Source organism: Actinopolymorpha sp. B17G11, from assembly GCF_040196095.1.
In the GTDB taxonomy this organism is placed as follows: Bacteria; Actinomycetota; Actinomycetes; order Propionibacteriales; family Actinopolymorphaceae; genus Thermasporomyces.
The window spans coordinates 285397-304900 of the sequence record NZ_JBEFTW010000001.1; the positions used below are offsets into that span (position 1 = coordinate 285397).

A 19504-nucleotide genomic window follows, 5' to 3' on the forward strand; every position below is an offset into this window, starting at 1 on the left:
GGCTCCACCCGTTGCCTATGCGTGACGAATCCGGCAAAGCCGGATCATCCACGACACTTCCTACGAGGGGATGGCCATGGACCAGGTGACCCTGGGAGGACGACCGCCCGGCCGGGGTGCGGGCAAGTCGGGTACGACACTCGGCGCGGTCGTCGTCGTCCTGGTCCTCCTCGTCGTCGCCGCCCTCGGCTACGGCACGTGGAGCTGGGCGGCGGGGCCCCGAGCGAACGAAGGTCCGTTGGAGTCGCGGGCGTTCGAGGACGGGTGTGCGTGGCCGCGGGAGTACTTCCCCCGCGCCGCCGCCTACACCGGCGAGGCGCCTCATCCGGTGCAGATCCTGATCGAGGAACACGCGGCGAGCGGTGACTACTACACCGGGATGGTGCTCCTTGCGCCGAATGCGGCGGAGCGGCTGCCCGGCTATCTCAACCCGCGCGAGACGGCGGAGGTCCAGCTGCTCGCGTGCCTCGACCAGACCGGGCAGGGCCGGCAGGTGCGTACCTGCCGCTTCGCCGAGCCGTCCGCGACGGTCCCGGTGTACGAAGCGACCTACGACATCACCGTCTACGAGGCCCGCACCGGCGCCAAGGTCGGGACCGCCGTGATCCCCGCGGCCACCACCGCCAGTTGCCCGATGCTGCTCAGCTACGACTCCGACGACGAGCCGAAGATCTTCACCAAGCCCAGCGCGCGCCAGGTCGACGACGCGCTGGCGTCGTTCACCCGCGCCTACTGAGGTCAGGCGACTGGCTGTGCGGCACTTCCCGTACGTACCGAGCGCAGCGCGCCAGCCCAGCTGAGCACCTCGTCCAGCATGGTCTTCATCGAGGCCTCGTGGCGCGGATCGGGCTGGAACTCGGTGAAATTCACGAAGTCGGTGAAGAGCGACAGCGAGACCTGAGGTCCCACGTCGGCCACCTTGAGGTGTGCCATCACCTGCCGGATCTGTTCGATGGCACGGATTCCGCCATCGGCGCCGTAGCCGACGAACCCCGCCGCCTTGTGATGCCACTCGGCGTAGACGAAGTCGAAGGCGGTCTTCAGTGCCCCCGGCATCGAGTGGTTGTACTCCGGCGTGACGAAGATGTACGCATCGCACGCACCGACCGCGGCCGCCCAGCGCTTGGTGTGCGGATGGGCGTACTCTCCCACCGCCGCCGGGACCGACTCGTCCAGGTGCGACAGCCCGTAGTCGGCCAGGTCGACGATCTCGTACTCCGCGCCGCCGTGCTTGGTCGCGAGGTCGTGGACCCAACGGGCCACCGTGTCACCGTTGCGGCCGGGGCGCGTGCTTCCGATGATGATTCCCACTCTGGTCATGAGTCCTGACCGTACGAGCAGAGCAGAAGACGCCCCATGCGTAGAAGTCTTCGGACCATACGTCAGCGTCTCCGGCCGGCGGCAGCGGAAGGACGCCGGATAGGCTGGCGGTCATGGACGTCCTCAGTCACGTGATCACCGCCATGCGGACTGGGCAGCCGCGATCGTTCCTCGTCGAGTGCCGGGCGCCGTGGGGTAGGTCGTACCAAGCCGTCCCCGGCGCGGGTTTCCACGTGATCCTCCAGGGCTCGGCCTGGCTGCTCCCCGAAGATGGCGATCCGGTCGCGCTCGGGGTCGGCGACGTGGTGTTCATGCCGCAGGGGATCACTCATGCGATGGCCGACAGTCCCACCACGCCGACGGTGCCGACGCACCCGGACGAGCACTGCCGGACCGAGCGGCACGTGGTCCCGGTCGGCCCGGACCGACCGAACGGCTCGGCGCCACTGACGGTGATGCTCTGCGGGATGTACCGCCTCGACCGGTCGCGGATCCATCCGCTGCTGCGGGAGTTGCCCGACGTCGTCCATCTCCCGGCTCGGCTCGGGCACCATCCGTCGCTGCGCGCGGCCGTCGACCTGCTGGGCGGTGAGCTGCAGAACCCCCGCTACGGAACGGACGCCGTGGTCCCCGCCCTGCTCGACATGCTGTTGCTCTACATCCTGCGAGCGTGGACGGAGGACCAGCCCTGCGACGAGGCGGATGGCGGGTGGGCCGCCGCGCTCAGGGATCCGGCGGTCAGCGCGGCCCTGTGCGGCATCCACCGCAGCCCCGAACGCCAGTGGACGGTCGAGAGCCTCGGCGCCGAAGCCGGCCTCTCCAGGGCGGCGTTCGCCCGCCGGTTCACCACGCTGATCGGACAGCCGCCGCTGGCCTACCTCACCTGGTGGCGGATGACGACGGCGGCGAAACTCCTTCGCGACACCGACATCTCGTTGCATTCGGCCGCACAGCGGGTGGGCTACACCTCGGAGTTCGCGTTCGCCAACGCGTTCAAGCGGGCTTTCCGCACCGCGCCCGGTGCCTACCGTCGCCAGCACGCGGGCGAGCCGGTCACGGCCGGCGACGCCGCCACTCAGCCGGGGGGGTCGGCCTCGAGCATGAACTGACCCGCGACGATCTCATGGGCCACGTAGCCGATCGACTGCTCGTGGCTGAAGGCGTGGAACTTCACCCGTGCGAGCGCGTCGTCGAGGCTGATGCCGAGGAACTCGGCGACCATACCGGTGGCCTGGTAGACCTCGGCGCGCTCGCCCAGTCGTACCGCCGCGAGACTGCTCCCCACGTCCTCCGGTCCGCCGGCGTGACCGAGGATCGACACCAGTGCGAGTTCCGCGCACATCGCGGCGTCGTGCAACTCGTCCGGGTCCACCAACCGTGGGGTGGTGCGGTACAGCTGGAGGACACCGACCCGGTTCCCGTCCGACGACAGCGGGAGTGCGGCGAGGGCGCGGATCCCCAGGTCGGCGGCCGCCGGAGCGAAGACCGGCCAGTCGTGCGCCGACGCCTCGCTCGCCACGTCCTCGACGATGACCGCGTGGCCGGTCTGCAGGGCATGGATCTTGGGGCCCTGGCCCAACGTGAACTGCAGGTCGGCGAGCGTCTTGGCAAGCTCGCCGGATGTTCCCAACAGCGCTGACCAGCGATGGGCGCTGATCAACGACAGGGCGGCGCCGTCGGCACCCGCCACCTCGGCGCAGGCGTCACACACGTGGTCGCCGGACTCCGGTCCGTCCGTCCGGTCGGCACAGTCGGCAAGCAACCGGTAGAGCCGTGCGTAGCGGGTAGTAGCAACGGCGGATCCCGCTCGAGGTTCAGCGTTCACGAGTGGTCCATTCCTCGCCACTCCGCCCGCGGTGTGGGGGCGCGCCGTTGGCGCACGCCGGCGGTCGACAGGGCGTCGAGAATCCTCGACGAGTCGACGGTTCCGTCGACCACCGACTCGGCGACCTCGACCAGACCAGTCCGGTGCTTGCGGGCGAAACGGAACAATGCCTGGAACGCCTGCGCGACGTCGATGCCGCCCCGTTGTGCCAGCATTCCCTTTGCCTGTTCGATGACGACGCGTGCGTCCAGGGCGGACTGCAGCTGGGTCACGCCACCGTGCAGGCCGTGCGCAGCCGTGTAGCGCTGCAGGAGCCCGACGACGGCGATGTCGGCGATCGCACCCACCAGGCGGACATGATGCACATCGAGACGGTCGTCTTTGGTCGCGAGCAGGCCGAGTGCGCCGATGCTTGTCTCGCGGTCATGAAGCGGAAATGCCAGAACGCCACGGACCCCAGCTTTCCGGGCATCTGTCGCGAACTCCGGCCATCGCCGGTCAGCCCTTGCCAGGTCCGTCTCGATGACGGGCTCCAGCAGGTGACAACTGTCCGCGCAGGGGCTCTCCTCGGGATGCGCGGCGAAGAGATCGCCCAACTCCGGCACGGCAGGGGCAGCCGTCGCCGCGGCGTGGAGGTCGCCGCCCGGGCCGACCAGCATCACGCCCGCCGCCGACACACTGAACAGGTCGGTGCAGTGATGGGCAACCCGGTCAAGGAATTGGTCGGAGTCCTGGGCGTCTTCGGCGGTCGCCGACTCGTCGAGTCCTTCGTATGTGGGGTGTTCGAGCTCCCCGAACATGCTCACCAGCCCTCGCCTGACGTTCGCGGGGGGACGGGTACCCCCGACGCTGATCGCTTCCACGCTCGCTGAGGTGAGGGCCAAAAGTCAACGGGAGTGAGGGGAAAACCCCAGGTCACGCCCTAGTATTCGTACACCTGTCCGAGATGAAGTGAGCCGACGCATTCCCGCGGGATGGTCTGCATAGGTGTCCCGCGACGACTGCCGTGTCCCTGCGGCCATTGTTGGCCATGTCCACTCATCCCCGAGAATATTGACAGCCGTTCGGGTCCGGACCATGCCGGCATTTCATTGAAACGATCCAGAATACTAGTGGACATGGCCGGTCGGGGCGCAGTGTCCGTGGTGGCACCATCCAGCGATCTGCGTCGGCTATGGCGGGGCGACCCTCCGGGTGGTCGTCACGGTCCCACCGCCGGTGCCGACGCCCATGTATGACTTCGAGGACGGCCCCGCCGGGTGGGCCCCGGGGCAGAACGTCGACTCCGTGGCGACGGTGGAGAGCTTCGCCAACGGACCCGGCTCACCGCACGGCGGGGACTGGGCACTGGAGGCGACCACGACGCCCGGGCCGGCGTCGGCCGCGAAGACCGTCGTCGTCGCACCCGCCACCCCACTGGATCTGTCGGCGGCAACCGGTGTCGTCGCCTGGGTCGACGCCTACGGCGGTGCACCCGGCGCGACCGGCTACGAAGCCACGCTCACCCTCGTCAGCGGAGAGGAGCGGCTGACCAGCACGCTCGATTCGTTCAAGCCGGACCAGTGGAACGCCCTCACCGTCGACGTGGCCGACTGGCCGCACCGTGGCCGGATCACCGCGATCGAGATCGGCTTCCGCGCTCTCGGCACCGACGCGCCGTGGGGAGCACGGTTCCAGGTCGACGACGTGGCGTATCTTCACTGAGCTATGTCCTACCCACCGATTCGCTACACCGGTGAGACCGGAGAGGTCAGCGCGACCTTCCGGCCACGTGACCACGAACCCGAGCTGTCGTACACCTCGGGTGGCTCCGTCGACTACCTCACCACCGGGGCGTCGACCGGCGGGGACTTCGGGCTCTACCGCTGGAACTTCGGCCCGAACGAAAGCGGACCCGGACCGCACTTCCACAAGACGATCTCCGAGTCGTTCTACATCCTCGACGGAGCCGTCCGGCTCTACAACGGAGAGCAGTGGGTCGAGGCGACCGCGGGCGACTTCCTCTACGTCCCTCCGGGTGGCATCCACGCCTTCCGGAACGTCGCCGGCGAGCCCGCGTCGATGCTGCTGCTCTTCACCCCGGGTGCCCCCCGGGAGGAGTACTTCGAGACCCTCGCGGAGCTCGCCCGGGGCCGGACGCTCACAGACGAGGAACGCGCCGAGTTCTACCTACGCCACGACAACTACTGGCTCGAGGAGTCCTGAGCCCGGTCCGTACGTCAGCGTCGTACGGCAGAATTTCTGGGGCCGGATGTCCAAGCCGGATCGCCCGCTCCGACGTCTCCGGCGAGAAGGGCCCGAGAGGGTTCGCAAACGTGAGGAGCGAGGACATGAAGTACATCATGCTGGCCTACACCAACCCCGAGGGCTGGGCCAACGCGACGCCGGAAGAGGTCCAGAAGGCCTGCGACTTCTACGCGCAGTTGGGCAAGGAGCTCAGCGAGTCCGGCGAGTTCGTCGCCACCGAGGGCCTGGGCGACCCGTCCCACACCGTGACCGTCCGGAAGCAGGACAGCGGACCGGTCGCCACCGACGGACCGTACGCAGAGGTGAAGGAGGTCCTGGTCAGCTTCGGCATCGTCGACGTGGAGAGCCACGACCGGGCCCTCGAGATCGCCGCCCGGATCGTGGACGCCATCGGGGACACCGTGGAGCTGCGCCCGTTGATGGCACCCGACGGCTTCGAGGCCTGACCGAAGTCCCGATGGCGTACGACACCAGCCTCGAGGACCTGCTGCGCGACCTCGCGCCGCAGGTCCTCGGCGCGGTCGTCCGGCGCTACGGGCACTTCGACATCGCCGAGGACGCGGTCCAGGAGGCGCTGCTCGCCGCGGCCGTCCAGTGGCCAGCCGAGGGTCGGCCGGACAGCCCGCGCGCGTGGCTGATCCAGGTCGCCGCGCGCCGGCTGACCGACCAGCTCCGCAGCGACCAGGCGCGCCGGCGCCGGGAGGACGCCGAGGGGCTGCGGGTCCCGCTGGAGGCCTACGTCGCCCCGGCCGCCGACATGCGGCTGGCGGCCGACGCCGACGACACCCTGATCCTGCTCTTCCTGTGCTGCCATCCCTCCCTCTCGCCCGCGTCGCAGATCGCGCTCACGCTGAGGGCCGTCGGCGGCCTCACCACGGAGGAGATCGCGCGGGCGTTCCTCGTCCCCGACCAGACGATGGGCAAGCGGATCAGCCGGGCGAAGCGGACCATCAGGGCCTCCGGCGTTCCGTTCAGCCTGCCCCCGCCCCACGAACGCGCTGCGCGGCTCGGCGCGGTGCTGCACGTGCTGTATCTGATTTTCAACGAGGGCTACTCCGCGACGTCCGGCCCGGACGCCTGTCGCGTCGAGTTGTCCGGCGAGGCGATCCGGCTCACCCGCATGGTGCGTCGGCTCCTGCCCGCCGACGGCGAGGTCGCCGGACTGCTCGCCCTCATGCTGCTCACCGACGCGCGGCGCCCCGCTCGCACCGGTTCCGACGGCGAGCTGGTCCCGCTCGCCGAACAGGACCGCAGCCAGTGGGACCGCGAGGCCATCGCAGAGGGGACCGCGCTCGTCACCGACGCGATGTCGCGCACCGCCCTCGGTCCCTACCAGCTCCAGGCCGCCATCGCCGCAGTCCACGACGAGGCCGCGCGCGCCGAGGACACCGACTGGCGCCAGATCGTCGCGCTGTACGACCTGCTCGCCCGCATCTGCGGGACCAACCCGGTGGTGACCATGAGCCACGCCGTCGCGGTCGCGATGGTCCACGGACCGCGCGCCGGGCTCGACCTCCTGGCACCTCTGGACGACGACGAGCGGACCGCGACGCATCACCGGCTCTCCGCGGCGCGGGCGCACCTGCTGGAGATGGCCGGCGACCACGAAGCCGCCAGTGAGCACTACGCGACTGCCGCCCGTCGTACGACGAGCCTTCCCGAACGCCGCTACCTCACAGCCCGCGCCGCCCGGGCGGGTAAAACCGCTCTATCGTGAGCGAATGGCGAAGTCGTCGCAGGTTCTGGAGGTCGCCGGTCGCGAGGTGACCATCACCAACCCGGACAAGATGGTCTTTCCGGTCGGCGGCCACACCAAGCTCGACCTGGTGAACTACTACCTCGCCGTCGCCGACGGTGCCCTGCGCGGCATCAACGGCCGGCCGATGATCCTCAAAAGGTTCGTCAAGGGAATCGACGAGGAGGGGTTCTTCCAGAAGCGCGCACCTGCCAACCGGCCCGACTGGATCGAGGTCGCCGAGTTGCACTACCGCTCCGGGACGTCCGCCGCCGAGGCCGTCGTCCGCGACGCCGCCGGCCTGGCGTGGGCGGTGAACCTCGGCTGCATCGACCTCAACCCCCACCCGGTGCAGGCGGAGGACCTCGACCATCCCGACGAACTGCGGATCGACCTCGACCCGGTGCCCGGCGTCGACTGGCGCCAGATCATCGACGTCGCGCTCGTCGCGAGGGAGGTCCTCGAGGACCACGGCCTGACCGCCTGGCCGAAGACCTCGGGCTCCCGCGGCTTCCACGTCTACGCGCGGATCGAACCGCGATGGGCCTTTCGCGACGTACGCAGGGCCGCCGAGACCGTCGCCCGCGAGGTCGAGAACCGCGCGCCCGACCTCGCGACCGCGCGGTGGTGGAAGGAGGAACGCCAGGGCGTCTTCGTCGACTTCAACCAGAACGCCAAGGACCGGACCGTGGCGTCGGCCTACTCCGTACGACCGAAACCCGACGCACGGGTATCCACACCGCTCACCTGGGCGGAGGTACCGGACTGCCGTCCCGAGAACTACACCCTGCCCACCGTGCTTGCGCGGTACGCCGAGCATGGTGACCCGTGGAAGGGCATGGAGGACTCGTCCGGGTCGCTCGACGCGCTGCTCGCCCTCGCAGACCGGCTGGGCCCGGCGGAGAAACCTCCGAAAGGCGTCGGCCGGCGCCAGTCGACGATGCCGCTGATCGAGATCGCGCGCGCGAAGACGAAGGACGAGGCCCTGTCCGGGCTGGAACGCTGGAAGTCTCGGCATCCCTTCGTCGTAGGCCACCTCGAACCCGCCGACATCCTCGTCGACGGCATGCGCGGCCGGAGCTCGGTGTGGTACCGGATCCGCGTCAACCTCCAGCACGTACCCGAGGGTGAACGCCCGCCGCAGGAACCGCTCGAGGTCGACTACGACCCGTGGGCCAATACTCCCTGGGCCCAACCCGACAGCTCGCGCACCGACGCCTGAGCGGCCCCGTCCGTTGGGCGCCCGGGCCGGTCACAGGTGGAGGACGACGTACTCCCGGTCGACCTCGACCCGGTAGGTCTCGGCTTCGTACGGGCCCTTCGCGTATCCCGCGAGGGACTCGTGGGTCTCCACGGTCGCGTCGTAGGACTGGACTCGCGTCTTCGCCGGGTCGAACCACGACTGCCCGGTCATGACGTCGAACTCCCAACCGTGCCACGGACACCGCAGGATCTCGCCGCGCCGGAGATAGTCGTATGTGCCCGCCCACGGCGACCGTACGAGGCCGGAGAGGACGCCTTCACACAGCGGTCCGCCCTCGTGGGGGCACTGGTTGCGCAGGGCGTAGTAGGCACCGTCGACGTTGAACACCCCGATCGAACGCCTCGCCACGGTGACGATCTTGCGGGAGCCCGGCGGGATCTCGTCGACGGTCGCGACGACGTAGCTCGGCATCGTCGACCGTCCCTCACGCCAGCCCGTACAACGCCTTGGCGTTGCCGGCGAAGATCTTCTGCCGGTCCTCTTCAGGCAGCCGCACCCGGAACGCGCGGTCCGGGTCGTCGTAGTCCCAGTGCGGGTAGTCGGTCGAGAACATCACCCGGTCGGTGCCGCCGAGGTGGTCGAAAACCTGCAGGATGTGGCGTGGGTCGTGCGGTTCCTCGATCGGCTGCGTGGTGACCCACATGTGGTCGCGGATGTACTCCGACGGCGCCCGCTTCAGGTGCGGCACCTCCTCCTTCAGCCGCCGCCAGTGCTTGTCGAGGCGCCACATCAGCGGCGGCAACCAGGCGAAGCCGCCCTCGATCAGGACGACCCGCAGTCGCGGGAAACGCTCGAAAACCCCTTCACAGACAAGGCTCACGACGTGTGCCTGGAACGCCTGCGCCATGTCGGTGTGGTCCTCGATGTAGTACGACGGCCAGCCGGAGGCCGTGACCGGAACTCCGCGGGCGCCGCCGCCGAAGTGGATGCCGACCGGAAGGCCGTGCCGCTCGGCCGTTTCGTAGATCTTCCAGTACTTCCGGCGGCCGAGCGGTTCGGCACTGCGCGCGACCAGCAGGACCTGGACGAAACCGGGATGGTCGGCGAACCGGTCGATTTCGGTGACCGCGAGGTCGGCGTCCTCGTAGGGGATCGCGACGCCGGCACGCAGCCGCGGCTCCTTGTCGAGCCACTCGACGATCTGCCATTCGTTGACGGCGCGGGACAGTGCCGCGGAGTAGTCGGCGTTGAGCTGGGTGCCGGCTGCGCTGAGGCAGTTGAGGATGCCGTAGGAGATGCCCTCGGCGTCAAGAAGCTGTTGGCGCATGAAGTCCAGGTCGCCGCCCGCCGGACGGCCCGACGGTGGCCAGGCGTCATGGCGCGCGGCGGCGGGACTTCCCTTCGGATACAGCGATCCCTGGTGCGTACGCGAGCCGAAGAGAGCGCCGTGGCGGCGCCACCGCTTCGGCAGGTACGCATCGAGCGCGCCCGGCCAGACGGCGTTGTGGATGTCGCAGTCGACGATCGGTGGCCGGGTCCGCTTCGCGGTGGTGCGGGTCGGGGCCATCGGCGTGGTGGCGGCCATGCGGCGTACTCCGTACTGTCTGACGTCGCTTTGTCAGAACCGGTAGGTGGCGCGGGCGTTGGCGGCGAGGATCGCGCGTTCGAGATCGTGGCGGAGTCCGGTGGGGAGAAGTCCTTCGCCGGAGTCGTACTGCCAGTGCGGGTAGTCGGTCGCGAACAGCAGCATCGCGTCGTCGCCGAGCTGTTGGATGGTCTCGACGAGCTGGCGCGGGTCGGCCGGTTCGTCGAGTGGCTGCGTGGTGAGGCGGATGTGCCTGCGGATGATCTCCGACGGGGGCTGGTCGACCCAGGGGATCTCCCGCCGCAGGCCCTTCCAGTTCTTGTCGAAGCGCCACATGAGGGCGGGCAGCCAGGTGAAGCCGCCCTCGATGAGCACCACCCGAAGCCCCGGGTGGGTGGCGAAAACCCCTTCGCTGACCAGGCTCACGACCTGGGCCTGGAACGCCTGGGCAATGCTTACGTAGTCCTCGAGGTAGTACGACGGCCAGCCAACGGGTGTGATCGGATTGCCGCTCACCCCGCCGGCATGGATGCCGACGGCCAGGTCGTGGCGTTCGGCGGCCTGGTAGATCGGCCAGTAGCGTCGTCTGCCCAACGGCGCCTCCGCGCGCACGGGGAGCAGGACCTGGACGAAGCCCGGATGGTCGCCGAGCCGGTCGATCTCCTGTGCCGCGAACTCCGGATTCTGCGGCGGTACGACGAGCGAAGCGCGCAGGCGTGGTTCCTGGTCGAGCCACTCCGCGACCTGCCAGTCGTTGACCGCGCGCGCCATCGCGAGAGCCCAGTCGTCGTTGTGGATCGCGGAGATCTCGATGCCGCAGTGGGTGACCGCGTGACTGGCCTGCCAGTGGTCGAAGACGTACGTACGAAGGAGATCGAGGCCAGCGGTGGTCGTGGAGGACGGGGGTGTGGCCACGATTCCAGGGTGGTGGGAAAGTGGCGCGTTCGGCGGATACAGCGGCGGGTTGACGGCACGAACACCGCTCTCCGTCATGTAGTCGCGCCAGCGCTGGTCGAGATGGCGCTCGAGCTGGTCGAACGACGGGACGGGGAGATGGACGTCGCAGTCGATGAGATCCGCGTCGCGCCATCGGTCCGGCCGGCAGGGGAGTGTCGTGTCGCTCGCCTCGCCTGTGTCGAGCATGCCGCCACCCTTGTCTTTCCGTGCCGGACGCGAGAACCGGTGCGGATGTCGCGCGCTGCGTGGAACGGAAATTCCACGATGCGACGAACGTAGGTATGCGCGTCGCGCGACGTCAAGGGTTCGTACAGATGCGGACACGCTCACGCCGAGAGGATTCGCCCGACATTCTCCTCGGAGAAGAACTCAACCGGCGACGTCACCCCCGCGTTCACCCGAACGAACGCGTCCATCGCCTCGCGGTTGCCCTGGATGGCGCCGAGCAGCTGCGCCATCTCCGGCGGCGGGGGCTCCAGCTTGGCGAGCTGGGTGGTGAACTCGTACATCGGCAGGGCGCGCTGGTCGCGGGCGGACTGGTAGCGCGCCATCGCGACCTCGAAGGAGCACACGCCGGAGAACGCCTCGGCTATCGCGCTCACGCACAGCTCTGCGTCTCGGAAAGCGTCGCTGATCCCCTGGGCCGTGATGAAGTCCTTGTTGTAGCCGGCATCACCGACGAGCGCCCAGCCGGGGCCGAACGGCCTGCGGAAGAAGTTCGGCAGGGCCATGCCGACGAAACGCGCCTCGCGACGGGCGGCACGGATCCGCTCGACGAAGGCCGGCACCAGTGCGAACGTCTTGTGGTAGTTGCCCTCGATGTCGGTCTTGTTTGCTTCGAACTCCGCGTACGGCCAGCCGGCGATGACCAGGGTGAGGTCGTCGTTCGTGGGGATCGCGGCAAAGCCCCGCTCCGGGCGAAGGTAGACCTCGAACCGGCCGTCCATCGGCAGGCCGCTGAAGTACGTGTAGTAGCTGGACTGCAACCGGGGTTGGTCGTGGTACTGGTCGGTCTGGACCGCCTTGGCGACGACGGACTGCCAACCGTCGGCTCCGACGACCACGCGAGCGTGTTCGGTCATGGTCGGACCGTTGCGGGTGTGCCCCTGAATTCCCGTCACCCGACCGTTCTCGACCACGACGTCGGAGACGGTGAAGCCCTCCCGAATCTCGGCTCCCGCCGCGGCTGCGGCGTCGACGAGCAGCTTGTCCAGCACCGTCCGCCGAGGACAGTACGACACCGGTTCGGTGTCGGTCCCGGGGCTCCCGGCGATCGTGAATGGCCCGAGGTCGAACGCGTACGTGTGGATCGGCGGGCATCCCGTCCCCTTGACCTGCTCGAGCAGTCCCCACCTGCGCAGTGCCGCCACGCCGGGCGGGTGGACCAGGTGGGTCGAGATCGTGTCACTGGGAAAGGTCGCCCGGTCGACGACAAGGACCCGGTAACCCGCCCTCGCCAGCAGCATGGCGGTGGGCGACCCCGCACAGCGTGCGCCCACCACAATCGCGTCGTACACGTTCTTGGTCACGTCCGGCTCCTTCGTCGAGTACAAGGAGCAGCGTGCGGCCACCGGGCGTCCGGAAGTATCGGGGAACTCCCCTACCTAGATGACCAATTCCAAGGGGAGTCGCCTGACTCCCCTTGAAACTGGCCATCTAGCGGCTGGGATTTCCCCTCGTGACGTGGGCGGCCGCCTCGGCCCGGTTGCGCAGGCCAAGCTTCGCCAGCAGGTTGCCCACGTGGTGTTCGACGGTCTTGCGGGTGATGAAGAGCCGATCGCCGATCTCGGCGTTGGACAACCCTGCGCCGAGCAGGTGGAGGACCTCGGACTCGCGCCTTGTCAGCGTGCCGAAACCCTTCGGCCCCGTGCGGACGGGCGCGCCGAGCGAACGCAGAAGCGCCCCGGCGGCGTCGGCATGCCGGGCGGCCTTGAGGCGCTCGAAGTCGTCGAGCGCCGCCTTGGCGGCCGCGATCGCGACCTCGGGGGACTGTGTCGCGAGTGCCCGGGCCATCTCCAGCCGGGTCTCGGCCAGCTCCATCGGCAGCTGAGCCCGCGTGAAGTCCTGCAACGCGGAGTGCAGGCAGCCGCGGGCGTCCGAATCCCCGCGAGCTACGCAGATCCGTCCGTTCGCCAGCGCTGCCACCGCCCGTAGGTACGGCATGTGTTGCAGCCCGGCGATGCGGTCCAGGCGTTGGGCCACGCGCTCGGCGGCGTCGAGGTCGCCCTGGTCGAGGTGGACTTCGACGAGGAGGGCGAGCAGCGGGCCTATCAGAGTCGTCTCGCCGGCGGTCGGAACCGCGTCGTCGGCGCCGGCGGTGCACCGCTCGAGAAGGTCCCGGGCCAACGCCGTCTCCCCCTTGGCGAGGTGGAGGGCGGCAAGGGTGCGAACCGCGTCCGGATGGGTGTCGAGCCCGTCCAGGAGCAGAGCGGCCTGCTCGAGATCCCCCTGCCGTAGGCGAAGCTCGGCGAGGCGGATGAGCGAGAACGCGCGCCGGTCCGACATCCCTCGGGCGAAGCACCGGGCGGACTCGACGAGCTCAGCCTCCGCCTCCTCCCAGCGTCCAGCCGCGGTGAGAATGCCGCCGTAGTGAGCGCGACAGAGCGCCGCGACGACATTGCTCCGCCGCAGGTGTTCCGCGGCCGCGCGTACCCACTGGTCCGCCCGCGGGACGTCGTTCACCAGTTCGCACATCCAGAAGAACCGGCAGAAGATCGCCTCGACCGTGGCGAGGTCGGTCAGTTCGCCCGCGCAGGCCGCGGCCAGGCCCTCGTCGCAGAGGGTCAGACCCTCGGTGACGCGATCGGTCATGACGAGGACGCAGCCGAGGCATACCAACGCCTCGAACTCGATGTCGGGGTCGCCGAATCGCCGTCCGATGGTGACCGCCTCGCGCAGCAGGTCCTCGCGTACCTGGACGTCTGGTTCTGAGTAGGCGTCGATGAGCAGGACCCATCCGTGCTCGGGGCCATCCTCGCGCGCTTCGGTGAAGATGGTGCGGGCCCGGGCGAACCACCCACTCCCCACAGCCCAGTCACCCAGGACATAGCCGCGGATCCAGCCGGCCGTGCGGGCAGCGAGCCCGGCGGCCATGCTGTTGCCTTCCTGACGGTGGGCGGCGTACGCCCGCTCGTAGTGCGCCGCGGCGGCAGAGTAGTCCCGCTGCCAGTACAGCGCCTCGGCCAGACCCTCGAGGGCCGCACCGGACTCGGTGTCGGCCAGGGCGAGTTCGAACGCAGAACGGGCGGTCACCGTGTCGCCTGCACGGAGGGCCGCAACTCCCTGGTCGATCAGAACCGAGCTCACCCCATGATGATGGCACGACAGGGCGGGCGCTCCCGCAGACTGTGCGGATGACGATCGGATGGCGAACGTCGCCTGGGCGATTCCAGGTGCAAGATATGACGGTGCCGCGGCATGGTCAGCCTGAAGGAAGCGATTTTCCTTGCTGGCAAGGGATTTGACGCCTGCGTACGGAATGAGCATCTGATAGAATCGCTGCTATGTTCGATTTCGGGGGTGTGGATTTCTCGGTGTTGGCTTCGGCTGTGCCGGGTCCTGAGCTTGGTGTGCTGTTGGCGCGGGTGGATCTGGCTGCGGTGAATGGTCATGCGCGTGTGTTGGTGATGCGGGCGTGGGAGCGGCAGGTGTCCTGGGCGAGTGCGCAGTTGTATGGGGCGATGGCATATGTGGCGCGGTCGCCTGCGTGTGAGCCGGACTCGCCGCCCGGATTGAACGCGTCGTTTGGTGAGTTCGCGTCTGCGGAGGTGGGTGCGGCGTCGTGTCTGTCGCCGGGGTCGGCTGATCGTGAACTGTCTTTCGCCTTCGAGCTGACCGAGCGACTTCCCGCGACTCGCGCGGCGCTGTCGGCAGGGACGATCAGTCTGGGTAAGGCGCGGGCGATCGTCGAGGAAACGTGTTGTCTGGCGCCGGAGTTGGCGGGTCAGGCGGAGGAGTTCATTCTTGCCGCGGATGCGGCGTCCGGCGTGGGCTTGACTCGGGCGCAGGTGGTGCGGCGGTTGCGGCGGAAGGTGCTGGAGTTGGACCCGGCGGGTGCGGAGGAGCGTCGGCGGGAGGCGCAGCAGGGTAGGCGGGTCGGGTTCGGTGCGAACCCGGACGGGACGGGGAGTATCGCTGGTCTGGATCTTCCGATGGCGGGGACGGCGGCGGCCAGGGTGTTCATCAAGACCCACGCCAGACGAATCAAACGAGCCGGAGACGTCAGGACGTTGGCCCAGATCGAGGCTGATGTGTTCCTCGACCTGCTCCGCGGCCGCCACCCCACCGCCAACCTCGACCCCGCAGCCACCGCCGACGCCGATACGACCACGTCCGCCGACCCGACCACGTCCGCCGACCCGACAAGTAGTGCCGATCCGCGTTGTAGTGCTGACCCGCCACCCGCCGGCTCCTCCGGCAGGCGCACCGGTGCTGATGCGGCCGCTTCTCCCGGCGCTGGGGCAGGTTGGGGCGGCGGGGACACCGATGTTGATCTGGACGATCCGGGTGATGCCGGTGTGTGCGCCGGGACAGGTGATGAATGGCTGGTGGCGAAGGTCGAACTCGTCGCCGAGCTGGAAACCTGGCTTCGGCTGGGCTCCCGCGCAGGCGAACTCGCCGGACTCGGTGCTATCACCCCCGCGGTGATCGACGACATCAAGGACGCCGCCGCCGGCGGGTTCGAATACTGCCGCACCGTCACCCTCGACGGCGAAGTCGTCTACCACCAGGCCAGCAGCCGCCGCTACAATCCCACCGCCGCCCAACGCCGGTTCATCGAAGCGATGCACCGCACCTGCGCCCAACCCGGCTGCTCCAGAACAGCCACCCAGTGCGACCTGGACCACACGATCGAACACCGATTGGGCGGACCCTCCTGCGCCTGCAACCTCGCACCGCTATGCCGGCGACATCACCGCGCCAAACACCAAGCCGGCTGGTGGTGGACCCACAACCGACCCGACCACCTCACCGCCCAAAGTCCACTCGGCCACACCTACACCATCCAACCCGAACCACCACCCGGCGCACTGCCAGCAGACTCGGCCGCTACGACAGCCGGGCGATGAGGCGCTGGGCGAGGTCATCGAGGATCCCGGTCGCGGATTCATTGATGCCATCGCCCCGGTGTCCGGCGACGGTTCTGCGGAACGCATCGACGAGTTCGCGAGACGGCTTGCCGTCCTCGACCGCCGCCTCGATCGTCGTCAGCTGGCCCTCCAGCGAGGCGTAGGCACCCTCCGCCTCGCCGCGGTCCCGCAACTCGTTCAGCCGAGCTCGACAACCGGGAGGGGATCGGATGTCGGTATCGAGCCATCCCACTCCTCGCTGGGCGTGGGGGTGGCACTTGGCAGACTGGACGGATGAAGATCACCGTGCTCGGCGGATGCGGGGCCTGGCCGGCGGCCGGGCTGGCGTGCAGCGGCTACCTCCTCGACCATGACGGGTTCCTGTTGCTCGTCGATCCCGGCTACGCGACCCTGCCAAGGCTGCTGGAGCTGGTACCGGCCGAACGCATCGACGCGGTCGCCGTCACCCACAAACACCCCGACCACTGCGCCGACCTCAACCCGCTGCTCCGCGCGCGGGCGCTGCGGGACGACCCCGCACCCGCTCTCCCTGTCCACACGTTGCCAGGTGCGCTGGACGCCGTCCTCGCGCTCGACCGTCCCGGAATGCTTGATGAGGCGTACGACCTGCAGGAGTTCGCCGCAGGTGAGGCGTTCGAGGTGGGGCCGTTCGGGATCGAGACGATGCTCCTCCCGCACTATGTTCCCAACGCGGGTCTCCGGATACGCGCCGACGGAGCGACCGCCACCTACACCGGCGACACCGGTCCCAGCCCGTTGGTCGCCGAACTCGCCGCGGGCAGTGACGTGCTGATCGCCGACGCGTCGTACGCCGAGGAGGTGCCGGAGGACTCCGCCGCCTACCTCACCAGTGCGCGGCAGGCGGCGCTCCAGGCGGCGGAGGCGGGCGTCGGGCGGCTCGTCCTGACTCATCTGGTGCCCGAAACGGACCCGGACGCTGCCCTCCGAGCGGCCCGCGACGGGTTCGGCGGTCCGATCGACGTCGCGCGCCCAGGGCTGACACTCGACGTCCCGCGGCAGAGCGGCTAGGGCTAGGGCTAGGTACCGCTCTGGTCGGCGAGGAACGACGCCACCCACGCGAGTGCGGAGTTCCAGTTGATTGCCACCTCGTTGGTGGCGTAGGACTCGATGTGGTCCACGTAGCAGAACTGTGGCGCACAGCCGGCGAGCAGTTCGGCCGCGAACGGGTCCTGCAACGCCGCGTTCGCGCCGCCCGCGAGCGATCCGGCCGGCGGCTTCGGTGTGTTCGGGTCGAGCTGGTGGCCGAAGATCCGGGAGTGCTGGTTCTGCGGTGACTTCGTGCCGTAGTCGGTGACGTAGGAGTGATTCAGCGCGTTCCGGCCGAAGATGTAGTCGACGCCCTGCACCGCACCGTCGCGGAAGTCCGTCCGGCCGGTGAGGTCGTACGCCGTCGCCAACACAACGACGTTGTTGAGGATGCCGCTGTTCGAGCCCCAGTTGTAGAACTCGGCGCGGTCCGGCAATGGCAGCCCGTACGCCTGCCCGTGCAGCGTGTCGAGGTAGCGGTCGGCGGCCGCGACGACGGAGTCGTGGACCTCACGCCGCTGGTCGGTGGGCAGCCGGCTGGGCACCGTCGCCAGCTGGAGGCGCCCGAGCGCCCCCACCGACCCCCAGCTGAAACCGCCGGCCGAGAACACGTCGGCGTCGTGCATCGGCGAGGACAGCACGGCCTTGTGGAAGGACGGCTCACCGGTGGTGAGGTACAGCTCCACCGCCGCCCAGTAGAACTCGTCGTCCACGTTCGGGTCGCCGTACGCACCGCCGCCGTTGGTGTCGGCGTCATCGGCGTAGACGTCCGGGTGCGCCTTCGCGGCCGCCCACGCCGCCTTCGCGGCGCCGAGGCAGCGACCCGCGAACTCCCGGTCGTACGGCTTGAACACCCGGGCACACTGCGCGGCCGCGGCGGCGAGGTTCAGCGTGGCGGCCGTCGACGGCGGGTGCAGCTCACGCAGCTGCGGGTCGGCTTCGGGCTGCATCGGCAGGCCGGTCCAGTTCTGGTCGTGCATCTTGTGGTGGGCCATGCCGGCCAGCGGCTGCCCGGACGGGACCTGCATCCGCAGCAGGAACTCCACCTCCCACCGCGCCTCGTCGAGGATGTCGGGCACACCGTTGCCGCGTTCCGGCACCCGCAGCCGGCCGTCGTCGAGCGGCTCGGTCCTGCCGGTGGCCGCGTGCGTGGCGCGTTCCCAGGTGCTGAGCAGCTGGTGGGCGGCGATCCCGCCGTTGACGACGTACTTGCCGTGATCGCCCGCGTCGTACCACCCGCCGTGCACGTCGAGCGTGTAGTCGCAGACCCCGTCCTGGCAGGGCACGTCGGTGTCGCCCTGGTTGGGTGGGATGCCGACGTGGCCCGCCGGCCGGGTGTACTCCTCGCCGACGAGCGCGCCGTCAATCGGGATGCCGCTGCGCTGGATGTAGAAGAACTGCAGGGAATCCGACCGCAGTTTTTCGTACGCCGAATCAGTGATGACGAACGGATAGCTCGTCTCGCCGTCCACGGTCAGCGTGTAGCCGGAGCCGCGGCCGCGGTAGGAGCTGAAGTCGATCGTCGCGACGTTCTGCTCGGACGCCGCGTCGACACCGCGCGGGGTGGACGATCCCTCGGCGACAGTGCGGCCGCCGGCGTCGCGAAGCTGCCAGGGGAGTGCGTCCGTCGCGTCGGTCACCACCGTGGCGTTCTTAGGGCCGTGCGGCAGATATCCGACCTGGTTCACCCGCACCCGCGGGCCCGTGTCAGGCACATACACCGGCGGTTCTCCCCCACCCCGCAGCGAAACGTCGTCCAGGCAGAACGTCCACGGCTCAGCCGCTCCGCCGACCTGTAGTTGGACGCTACCGGCCGTGGTCTCGGTCCCGGACGTGAACTCGTAGGTGTACGACCCGGCCTCGCCGGTCAGCTCCACCGGTTCGGAGAGTTCGGCGGTGTAGGGCGGGTCGGCGAGCTGGACATTGGTCCGCACGGTGACGGGCGAGCTGGCGGACGCGGTGAACGACAGGGCGTACGACGCGCCGTCCTCCAGGGCGATGCCGTTCTGCCCGACGATGACGTCCCACGGGTTGGCGGTGCCGCCGGGGACGGTGGTGCACAGGCGGCCGTCGACGATCTCCGCCGAGGCGTTTCCGGTCCACCACCACGGGTCGGTGCCGTCGTCGAAACCGCCGTTCTCGACCTGTTCGGCGCCCTCAGCAGCCGTGGCTGCCTTGGTCGTCGTGGGGGCCTCGGCCGCTCCCGCGGCGCTGGTCGAGCCGGCCATGGCGGTCAGGGGGAGGGCGCAGGCCAGCAGGACGGCGGCGTACCGCCTGGTTGCACCGATCATGAAGTTACTCGGGTCATGCAAGCGTCCTTTGCGGTCCGCATCCCCCGTCGTCACAGCGTGGCGCGAGCGGTGCCCGCTGAGGGGGACGCTCGCGCCGTCGCTGATGGTGGCAGCCTGGCTCCGGGGTGTCAATTCCGTCCTGGTCCGGCCGGAGGTGCATGATCATGCGCGACAAACCGGGCGTTTGCCGGCACCGAGACGCC

At 69.2% G+C, this 19504-nt stretch carries 19 protein-coding genes; 9 read left to right on the forward strand and 10 right to left on the reverse strand.

Annotated features, from left to right (window positions below; all coding sequences use genetic code 11):
* Positions 1-76: 76 nt before the first annotated feature.
* Positions 77-736, forward strand: a complete 660-nt coding sequence (locus tag ABN028_RS01240) for a hypothetical protein (protein WP_349695282.1) — start codon at positions 77-79, stop codon at positions 734-736.
* A 2-nt stretch (positions 737-738) separates the two neighbouring features.
* On the opposite strand, the gene ABN028_RS01245 is transcribed toward ABN028_RS01240, so the two are convergent.
* Positions 739-1320 carry an NADPH-dependent FMN reductase gene (locus ABN028_RS01245; protein WP_349329003.1) on the reverse strand — a complete coding sequence of 194 codons (582 nt, stop codon included), beginning with the start codon at positions 1318-1320 and terminating at the stop codon, positions 739-741.
* 113 nt (positions 1321-1433) lie between these two features.
* Here ABN028_RS01245 and ABN028_RS01250 point away from each other — a divergent pair, with 113 nt between their 5' ends.
* On the forward strand, positions 1434-2429 hold the full coding sequence (locus ABN028_RS01250; protein WP_349695283.1) for an AraC family transcriptional regulator: 996 nt from the start codon (positions 1434-1436) through the stop codon (positions 2427-2429).
* On the opposite strand, the gene ABN028_RS01255 is transcribed toward ABN028_RS01250, so the two are convergent.
* Positions 2396-3145, reverse strand: a complete 750-nt coding sequence (locus tag ABN028_RS01255; RefSeq protein ID WP_349695284.1) for a GAF and ANTAR domain-containing protein — start codon at positions 3143-3145, stop codon at positions 2396-2398. The two genes, ABN028_RS01250 and ABN028_RS01255, sit on opposite strands and share 34 nt — an antisense overlap.
* Positions 3142-3945 (reverse strand): GAF and ANTAR domain-containing protein, encoded by an 804-nt coding sequence (locus ABN028_RS01260; RefSeq protein ID WP_349695464.1) that lies wholly within the window; start codon positions 3943-3945, stop codon positions 3142-3144. Before ABN028_RS01260 ends, ABN028_RS01255 begins: the two co-directional genes overlap by 4 nt.
* 430 nt (positions 3946-4375) lie before the next feature.
* Between ABN028_RS01260 and ABN028_RS01265 the strand changes: the two genes are divergently transcribed.
* The 5 genes from ABN028_RS01265 to ligD all read left to right on the forward strand — a co-directional run bounded on the left by ABN028_RS01265 (position 4376) and on the right by ligD (position 8349).
* Positions 4376-4849, forward strand: a complete 474-nt coding sequence (locus ABN028_RS01265; protein ID WP_349695285.1) for a hypothetical protein — start codon at positions 4376-4378, stop codon at positions 4847-4849.
* Between the two features lie 3 nt (positions 4850-4852).
* On the forward strand, positions 4853-5350 hold the full coding sequence (locus ABN028_RS01270) for a cupin domain-containing protein (RefSeq protein ID WP_349695286.1): 498 nt from the start codon (positions 4853-4855) through the stop codon (positions 5348-5350).
* Between the two features lie 125 nt (positions 5351-5475).
* The gene (locus tag ABN028_RS01275; RefSeq protein WP_349328998.1) at positions 5476-5838 is read left to right on the forward strand and encodes a YciI family protein; all 363 of its coding nucleotides are present in this window, start codon (positions 5476-5478) and stop codon (positions 5836-5838) included.
* A gap of 11 nt (positions 5839-5849) precedes the next feature.
* Positions 5850-7109 carry an RNA polymerase sigma factor gene (locus ABN028_RS01280; protein ID WP_349695287.1) on the forward strand — a complete coding sequence of 420 codons (1260 nt, stop codon included), beginning with the start codon at positions 5850-5852 and terminating at the stop codon, positions 7107-7109.
* Between the two features lie 4 nt (positions 7110-7113).
* Positions 7114-8349: a non-homologous end-joining DNA ligase gene (gene ligD, locus ABN028_RS01285; protein WP_349695288.1), complete on the forward strand. Its 1236-nt coding sequence runs from the start codon at positions 7114-7116 to the stop codon at positions 8347-8349.
* A gap of 30 nt (positions 8350-8379) precedes the next feature.
* On the opposite strand, the gene ABN028_RS01290 is transcribed toward ligD, so the two are convergent.
* The 5 genes from ABN028_RS01290 to ABN028_RS01310 all read right to left on the reverse strand — a co-directional run bounded on the left by ABN028_RS01290 (position 8380) and on the right by ABN028_RS01310 (position 14179).
* Entirely contained in the window at positions 8380-8802 is a 423-nt protein-coding gene (locus tag ABN028_RS01290; RefSeq protein ID WP_349695289.1) for a Rieske (2Fe-2S) protein, read from the reverse strand.
* A 13-nt stretch (positions 8803-8815) separates the two neighbouring features.
* Positions 8816-9916, reverse strand: a complete 1101-nt coding sequence (locus ABN028_RS01295) for an amidohydrolase family protein (protein ID WP_349695290.1) — start codon at positions 9914-9916, stop codon at positions 8816-8818.
* Between the two features lie 33 nt (positions 9917-9949).
* The gene (locus ABN028_RS01300) at positions 9950-11059 is read right to left on the reverse strand and encodes an amidohydrolase family protein (RefSeq protein WP_349695291.1); all 1110 of its coding nucleotides are present in this window, start codon (positions 11057-11059) and stop codon (positions 9950-9952) included.
* A gap of 140 nt (positions 11060-11199) precedes the next feature.
* The gene (locus ABN028_RS01305) at positions 11200-12402 is read right to left on the reverse strand and encodes an NAD(P)/FAD-dependent oxidoreductase (RefSeq protein WP_349695292.1); all 1203 of its coding nucleotides are present in this window, start codon (positions 12400-12402) and stop codon (positions 11200-11202) included.
* A 127-nt stretch (positions 12403-12529) separates the two neighbouring features.
* Complete coding sequence (locus tag ABN028_RS01310) at positions 12530-14179, reverse strand: LuxR C-terminal-related transcriptional regulator (RefSeq protein ID WP_349695293.1); 1650 nt, start codon at positions 14177-14179, stop codon at positions 12530-12532.
* 197 nt (positions 14180-14376) lie between these two features.
* Here ABN028_RS01310 and ABN028_RS01315 point away from each other — a divergent pair, with 197 nt between their 5' ends.
* Complete coding sequence (locus tag ABN028_RS01315) at positions 14377-15942, forward strand: HNH endonuclease signature motif containing protein (protein WP_349695294.1); 1566 nt, start codon at positions 14377-14379, stop codon at positions 15940-15942.
* On the opposite strand, the gene ABN028_RS01320 is transcribed toward ABN028_RS01315, so the two are convergent.
* Positions 15923-16135, reverse strand: coding sequence for a hypothetical protein (locus tag ABN028_RS01320; protein WP_349695295.1), 213 nt, complete (start codon positions 16133-16135; stop codon positions 15923-15925). The genes ABN028_RS01315 and ABN028_RS01320 overlap by 20 nt on opposite strands.
* A gap of 101 nt (positions 16136-16236) precedes the next feature.
* On the opposite strand from ABN028_RS01320, the gene ABN028_RS01325 reads away from it, so the two are divergent.
* A complete protein-coding gene (locus tag ABN028_RS01325; protein ID WP_349328989.1) occupies positions 16237-16992 on the forward strand; it encodes an MBL fold metallo-hydrolase in 756 nt (251 codons plus the stop codon).
* An 8-nt stretch (positions 16993-17000) separates the two neighbouring features.
* On the opposite strand, the gene ABN028_RS01330 is transcribed toward ABN028_RS01325, so the two are convergent.
* Positions 17001-19301, reverse strand: coding sequence for a glycoside hydrolase family 9 protein (locus ABN028_RS01330; RefSeq protein ID WP_349695296.1), 2301 nt, complete (start codon positions 19299-19301; stop codon positions 17001-17003).
* Between the last annotated feature and the right edge of the window lie 203 nt (positions 19302-19504).